The sequence below is a fragment of the Azospirillum brasilense genome (assembly GCF_003349955.1).
Classification (GTDB): Bacteria; Pseudomonadota; Alphaproteobacteria; order Azospirillales; family Azospirillaceae; genus Azospirillum; species Azospirillum brasilense_B.
On record NZ_QLKQ01000084.1, the window covers coordinates 22,685 to 29,116 of the forward strand.

Below are 6,432 nucleotides of genomic sequence, written 5' to 3' on the forward strand. Positions count from 1 at the left end.
GATCCGCCTCACTTCCAGCCGACGGGCATGCCGCCGGCGATGGTGGCCCAGCCGCGGGAGAAGGAGCGGCGGACGAAGCCCAGCGCGGTGCCTTCGGCCAGCATGCCCTTGGGCAGCAGCAGGATGGACAGGAACATGGTCGCCCCGACGGCGATCATGCGGTAATCGCCGATGTCGCGCAGCGCCTCCGGCAGGACGATCATGAACAGGGCGCCGACGACCGCGCCGGGAAGGCTGCCCAGCCCGCCGACCACGACCATCGCCAGGATCAGGATCGATTCCATGAAGCGGAAGTTGTCCGGCGCGATGTAGGCGGAGGTGTGGGCGAGCAGCGCCCCGGCGATGCCGGCGAAGAAGGTGGCGACGACGAAGGACTCGATCTTCAGCCGCTCCACGTTGATGCCCATGCTGTCGGCGCACTGGTCGTCCTCGCGCAGCGCCCGCAGCGCGTTGCCGTAGTAGGAGTGGGTCAGCCGGTGCAGCACCCAGACGCAGGCGACGGCGATGACCGCGACCGCCAGATAGCGGCTGAGCAGCGTGTCGGCCTGCCAGCCGAACAGCGAGATCGGCGGGATGCCGCGGATGCCCATCGGGCCGCGCGTCACGTCCACCCAGTTCAGCAGGACCACGTAGATCATCTCGCCGATGCCGAGCGTGGCGACGGCGAAGTAGATGCTGACCAGCCGCATGGTCGGCAGCGCCACCAGGAAGCCGAACAGCGCGGCGATCAGCCCCGCCGCCGGCAGCGTGACCATGAAGGGCAGGCCGGCCTTCGTGGACAGCAGGGCCGCCGCGTAGGCGCCGATGCCGTAGAAGGCGGCGTGGCCGATCGACAGCAGCCCGGCGGTGCCCGTCACATGGTTCAGGCTGGCCGACAGGATCACGAAGATCATCGTCGTGATGGCGATCTGGGCGAGGTAGCTGGACCCGGTGCCGACGATCGCGGCGGGCACGGCGCCGAAGGCGACCGCCAGCAGGAGGAGGGTCCAGGCGAACCGCCGGCCTCGCCCGGAAAACGCGGCGGGCGGCGCGAGGGTGGCCGGCATCAGCCGGGCGTCAGGCACGTTCACGTCCATGTCCGAACAATCCTTGCGGGAAGAAGACCAGCGTGATGACCAGAAGGCTGTAGGTGATCAGGTCCTTCCAGCCGCTCGACAGGAACTCGGTCGCGATGCTTTCCGACACGCCGAGCAGCAGGGCGCAGGCGACCGCCCCCGGGATGCTCGACAGGCCGCCCATGACCATGGCGACGAAGGCCTTGACGCCCGGCGCGAAGCCCATGTGCGGCGAGATGGCGCCGTCGTAGAGGCCGACCAGGATGCCCGCCGTGGCGCCCAGCATCGAGCCGACCGCGAAGGTGGTGACGATGGTGCGGTCGGTGTTGATGCCGACGTAGCGGGCGCCGAGCTGGTTGTTGGACACCGCGCGGATGCCGAGGCCGGTCTGGGTGCGGTAGAGCAGGAACTGCAGCGCGCCCAGCATGACGGCGGAGGTGGCGAAGATGACCAGGCTGCCGCTGGCCACCATGATCGGCCCGATGGCGACCGGCTGCTGCAGCAGGTAGCCGGACGGGATGCCCTGCATGTCGCCGCCGAAGATGTGCATCATGATCTCGCGCGTCACGATCGACACGGCGAGCGAGGAGAGCAGCGTCGCCTCGCGCATGGCGCGGGATTTCTGGCTGGCCTCGTCGGTGAAGCGGCGGAAGGGCCGGAAGGCGATGCGCTCCAGCCCGACGCCGGACACCGCACCCACCGCCAGGACCAGCGGCACCACCGCCAGCAGCGGCGGGGCCATCGCGGTGATGACCATCAGCCCGACGAAGGCGCCGATGGTGTAGACCTCGCCATGGGCGAAGTTGACGACGTTCAGGACGCCGAAGATCAGCGTGAAGCCGATCGCCATCAGGGCGTAGACGCACCCGATGGACAGGCCGTTGATGACCTGCTGAAGGAAGAAGACATCGAAGACCATGGCGTGCTCCAGGCTTCGGGGAGCGCGCCCGCCGGTCCCGGCGGAGCGCGCACCACGGCGTGTGTCCCGAAAAGCGGATCGTGTGGAAAGCCCTGGGGCGTCCCTGGGCCGTCCTTAGACGGTACCGGTCAGGGGCCGGTCACGACCTGGAAGCGGCCGTCCTTCACCATCATCTTGGCCAGCGCCTTCGCCGGCTCGCGGGTGACGGGGTCGAAGCTGGTGGCGCCGGTCACGCCGGGATAGTCGGTGGTGGCGGCCAGCGCGTCGCGCAGGCTCTCGCGCGTCACCGACGGGCCGGCCTTGGCGACGGCGTCCAGCATGATGCCGACCGCGTCGTAGGCCTGGGCGGCGAACATGCCGGGCTCCGACTTGAAGCGCGCGGCGTATTCCTTCACGAAGGTCTGCACCGCCGGGTCGGGGTTGTCGGGCGTGAAGGTGGTGGCGAGGTGCAGCCCCTCCACCGATTCACGCCCCAGCTCGATCAGCTTGGGCGAGTAGAGGGAGCTGGTGCCGTAGAGCGGGATCTTGATGCCGAGCTGCTCGCGCTGCTGGGCGAAGGCGGCCCCCTCCTCGTAGAACATCGCGAGGTAGATCACGTCGGGCTTCTGCCGGGCGACCTTGGTCAGGATGGAGCGGAAGTCGCGGTTGCCGGGGTTGAACGCCTCGGTGGCGGTGATCTTGCCGCCCTTGGCCTTGAAGCCGCTGACGAAGCCGTCGAGCGCCGAGATGCCCCAGTCGTTCTGGATGTAGATCACCGCCGCCGTCTTCTTGCCCGCTGCGATGATCCAGTCGGCGTTGTACGGGCCCTCGAAGGCTTGGGTGGTGATGTTGCGGAACTGCCAGGGGCTGAGCTTGGTGAAATCCGGATGCGAGGCGGTCTGGGAGAGCTGCGGCATCTTCTCCGCCGCGTAGATCTCGCCCGCCGCCATCGACACGGTGGAGGAGAAGTCGCCGATCACCCCGACGATCTTGGAATTGTCGAGGAACTTGTGCGCGATGTTGCGCGCCTCCTTGGGATCGTCCTTGCTGTCCTCGAAGGTGATGGCGACCTTGGCCCCGGCCAGCTTGCCCGAGGCGTTGAACTCCTCCAGCTTGATCTGGGCGGCGTTGCGGAACATCTCGCCATACTGGCTGCGGTCGCCGCTGAGCGGCGCCTGATAGCCGATGACGATCTCGCGGTCGGCGGCCTGGGCAACGGTGGCACCGGCGGTGGCGGCCAGCATGGCGCCCACAACGGCTCCCAGTGCGGCGCCGAAAACAGCATGCTTTTTCATGGTTCGGTTCCCCTGTCGGCGAGGCTTGACGGTCAATTCGCGGCGGCCGGCGCGGCGGCGCCCGGCGTGATCGTCAGGTGGCAGCAGGTGCTGCGGCCCGGCTTCCAGGTGTCGACCTCGATCTCGAAGCCGGCGGTCTCGAAGGTGCCCTTGTCGACCGCGCCGGCGAGTTCACAGAGCGTCTCCACCGTCTCGGCCGGCAGGTTGGCCTCCAGCCAGGCTTCCTTCAGCGGACAGGTGTGGAAGCGGATCTCCAGCACCTCGTCGGTGCAGCGCACGACCTCCGGACCGAACTGGGCCTCGGCGTCGGGGATGAATTTCAGGAAGGAGTCGCGCAGGCCGGCGAGATCGGCCGGGGCGTGCGGCGCGAAATTGTGGGCGATGGCCGCACCCCGGCGATAGATGGTGCGCGCCATGATCTCCCGGGCCTTCTCCTCGCCGATCTCCTTGCGCATCTCGTCGAAGGCCGCCTCATAGACCATCGCGCGGCTCTTCATCGCGTTGCGCAGAAGTGTGCGAAACTCGTCCATCGGTGAATGCTCCTGTTCTTTGCCAAGTGTCTTGCGGTGGCGATTTTTGTTTTTTGAAAGCGCTTGTTCTTGCGTCAGAGGGACGGGCCGCCCTGAAGGAAGGCCTCGATCCGCGCCTCGTCGGCGGCGGTGTCGAAACCGGCCCGCGCCATCCAGGCGTCGTCGTGGTAGGTGTTGCGGTAGCGCTCGCCGGAATCGCAGATCAGCGTCACCAGTGAGCCGGCCCGCCCGGCGTCGCGCATCCGTCCGGCGATCCAGCACAGCCCGAAGAAGTTGGTCCCGGTGGACCCGCCGACCATCCGGCCGAGCCGCCGCGACAGCACCCGCATCGCCGCCAGCGACGCCACGTCGGGCACCTTGATCATCTGGTCGACGACCTCGGGGATGAAGGACGGTTCGACGCGGGGACGCCCGATGCCCTCGATGCGCGACCCGCGCTCGCAGGTGAGTGCTGCGTCGCGGTTGACGAAGCTCTCGTAGAAAACCGAATGCTCGGCGTCGGGGACGCACAGCCGGGTCGGCAGATGACGGTAGCGGATGTGGCGCCCGATGGTGGCGGCGGTGCCGCCGGTGCCGGCGCTCATGACGATCCAGTCGGGCACCGGGTGGCGCTCGCTGCGCATCTGGCCGAAGATCGACTGGGCGATGTTGTCGGTGCGCCAGTCGGTCGCCCGCTCGGCGTAGGTGAACTGGTCGAGATAGACGCCGCCCAGCCGCACCGCCAGCGCTGCCGCCTCGGCGTAGATCGCCTTGGAGGATTCGACGAAGTGGCAGCGACCGCCGTGCAGCTCGATGGCGGCGACCTTCTCGTCGGAGGTGCCGCGCGGCATCACCGCGTGGAAGGGCAGGCCGAGCAGCCGTGCAAAATAGGCTTCCGACACCGCGGTGGAGCCCGACGACGCCTCGATCACCGGAGTGCCCTCGCCGATCCGCCCGTTGCAGATGGCGAACAGCAGCAGCGACCGCGCGACGCGGTGCTTGAGGCTGCCGGTGGGGTGGGTCGACTCGTCCTTCAGATAGACGTCGATCCCGGACAATTCCGGAACGTCGAGCTTCAGCAGCGGCGTGTCGGGCGACCGCGCCGCCTCGGTTTCCAGCAGCTCGATCGCGCGCCGGGTCCAGTCGCGGCAGGCAACCTCGGGCAGCGGGGTGTAATCGAGGCGGAACGGCTGACGGATCGAACCGGCGCCGGGAGAGAACGGCACGGTCTGCGCGGAAGCGGTCATGTCACCCTCAAAGCGCGATGACGGCGTCGATCTCGACCGACGCGCCGAGCGGCAGCGCCGACACCTCGACGGTCGAGCGGGCGGGGAACGGCGCCTGGAAGAAGCCGGCATAGACCTCGTTCACCGCCTTGAACTGGGTGAGATCGGTCACGTAGACGGTCATCTTCACCGCCTTCGCCAGGCTGGTGCCGGCGGCCTCGGCGATCGCCGCGATGTTGGTCAGGCTGCGCGCCGCCTGGGTGGGCGCGTCCGGGCCGGCGAAGGCCCCGGTGGCCGGGTCGATCGGCAGCTGCCCGGAGACGAACAGCAGCCCCCCGGCGACGCGGGCCTGGGCGTAGGGGCCGATGGCGGCCGGGGCTTTGTCCGTGGCGATGGTGTCGGTCATCATCCTGATCTTTCCTGTTCTGGCCCTGTGGTGGCGGCCGCCTGCTCAAAGGCTGGCCTGCTCAAAGGCCGGGCGGTCTGCCCGCGATGGCGGCATGCGGATGCATGCGAAATCCTCAAAACGAAAAAGCTTTTCTCCTGGCGGGCCAAACGAGCAAAATCATCCGTCCCAACCGTCAAGGCTCCGAGCAACCCCGATGACCATCGACGCCACCGACCGGAAGATTCTGGCCGCTCTTCAGGCCGACGCGACCCTGTCGCTCGCCGACCTCGGCAAGCAGGTGGGCCTGTCCGCCACCCCCTGCTGGCGCCGCGTGCAACGCCTTGAACAGGAAGGCTATGTCCGCCGCCGCGTGGCCTTGCTGGACCGGGCCAAGCTGAACGTCGACGTGACCGTCTTCGTCGCCGTCCGAACCAGCAAGCACTCGGCGGAATGGCTGGAGGAATTCCGCCGCGTGGTGGCCGACATACCGGAGGTTGTCGATCTCTACCGTCTGAGCGGCGAAATCGATTATCTGCTGCGGGTGGTCATTCCGGACATCAAGGCCTACGACGCTTTCTATCGAAAGCTCATCGAGCGCATCGAGCTTCAGGATGTCTCGTCGATGTTCGCCATGGAGGAAATGAAGTCGACAACGGAAGTCCCTCTTTCTTACGTAAAAACCCAGGCCAGCTAGGATTTTACTTATTGGTTTTCTTTTTAGACTCACGCTTCGGCGTTTTTCGCGAAGCCCCTGTAGTGATTCTCAATATCGCATGGTTCGTATGAGAATTTTTTACTTTTTTGGCCGAGAAGGTGCTTCGCTGTAGAAAATATTTCCATGCTGAAAGCGTTTTATAAAAAATTCATTTTTCATGGCTGCCGGTGTGCGAATGGATCGGGCGTTTGGCCTCTGCCACCCTCTCCCCCCTGGGGAGAGGGTGGCCCGGAGGGCCGGTGAGGGGGATGTGCTTGGCGGCAGGTCCGGCAAAAGCACAACCCCCTCACCCTAGGTCCTGTCTGACGGCCATTTGACGCGCATGCATTGCTGGATCATGGCGAGC

7 protein-coding genes are annotated in these 6,432 nt (G+C 66.8%); 1 reads left to right on the plus strand and 6 read right to left on the minus strand.

Going from position 1 to position 6,432, the window contains the following annotated elements:
- Positions 1–8: 8 nt before the first annotated feature.
- The 6 genes from DXK32_RS26920 to DXK32_RS26945 form a co-directional block, all read right to left on the minus strand.
- Positions 9–1,076 (minus strand): branched-chain amino acid ABC transporter permease, encoded by a 1,068-nt coding sequence (locus DXK32_RS26920; protein ID WP_114861322.1) that lies wholly within the window; start codon positions 1,074–1,076, stop codon positions 9–11.
- Positions 1,057–1,974: a branched-chain amino acid ABC transporter permease gene (locus tag DXK32_RS26925; RefSeq protein ID WP_114861323.1), complete on the minus strand. Its 918-nt coding sequence runs from the start codon at positions 1,972–1,974 to the stop codon at positions 1,057–1,059. The genes DXK32_RS26920 and DXK32_RS26925 overlap by 20 nt, the downstream gene beginning before the upstream one ends.
- Before the next feature lie 128 nt (positions 1,975–2,102).
- Positions 2,103–3,248, minus strand: a complete 1,146-nt coding sequence (locus DXK32_RS26930) for an ABC transporter substrate-binding protein (protein WP_114861324.1) — start codon at positions 3,246–3,248, stop codon at positions 2,103–2,105.
- Between the two features lie 32 nt (positions 3,249–3,280).
- On the minus strand, positions 3,281–3,778 hold the full coding sequence (locus tag DXK32_RS26935; protein WP_114861325.1) for an L-2-amino-thiazoline-4-carboxylic acid hydrolase: 498 nt from the start codon (positions 3,776–3,778) through the stop codon (positions 3,281–3,283).
- A gap of 74 nt (positions 3,779–3,852) precedes the next feature.
- Complete coding sequence (locus DXK32_RS26940; RefSeq protein WP_014200208.1) at positions 3,853–5,004, minus strand: PLP-dependent cysteine synthase family protein; 1,152 nt, start codon at positions 5,002–5,004, stop codon at positions 3,853–3,855.
- Positions 5,005–5,011: 7 nt separating this feature from the next.
- On the minus strand, positions 5,012–5,392 hold the full coding sequence (locus DXK32_RS26945) for a Rid family detoxifying hydrolase (RefSeq protein WP_014200209.1): 381 nt from the start codon (positions 5,390–5,392) through the stop codon (positions 5,012–5,014).
- 193 nt (positions 5,393–5,585) lie between these two features.
- On the opposite strand from DXK32_RS26945, the gene DXK32_RS26950 reads away from it, so the two are divergent.
- Positions 5,586–6,065 (plus strand): Lrp/AsnC family transcriptional regulator, encoded by a 480-nt coding sequence (locus tag DXK32_RS26950; RefSeq protein WP_114861326.1) that lies wholly within the window; start codon positions 5,586–5,588, stop codon positions 6,063–6,065.
- Positions 6,066–6,432: the final 367 nt, after the last annotated feature.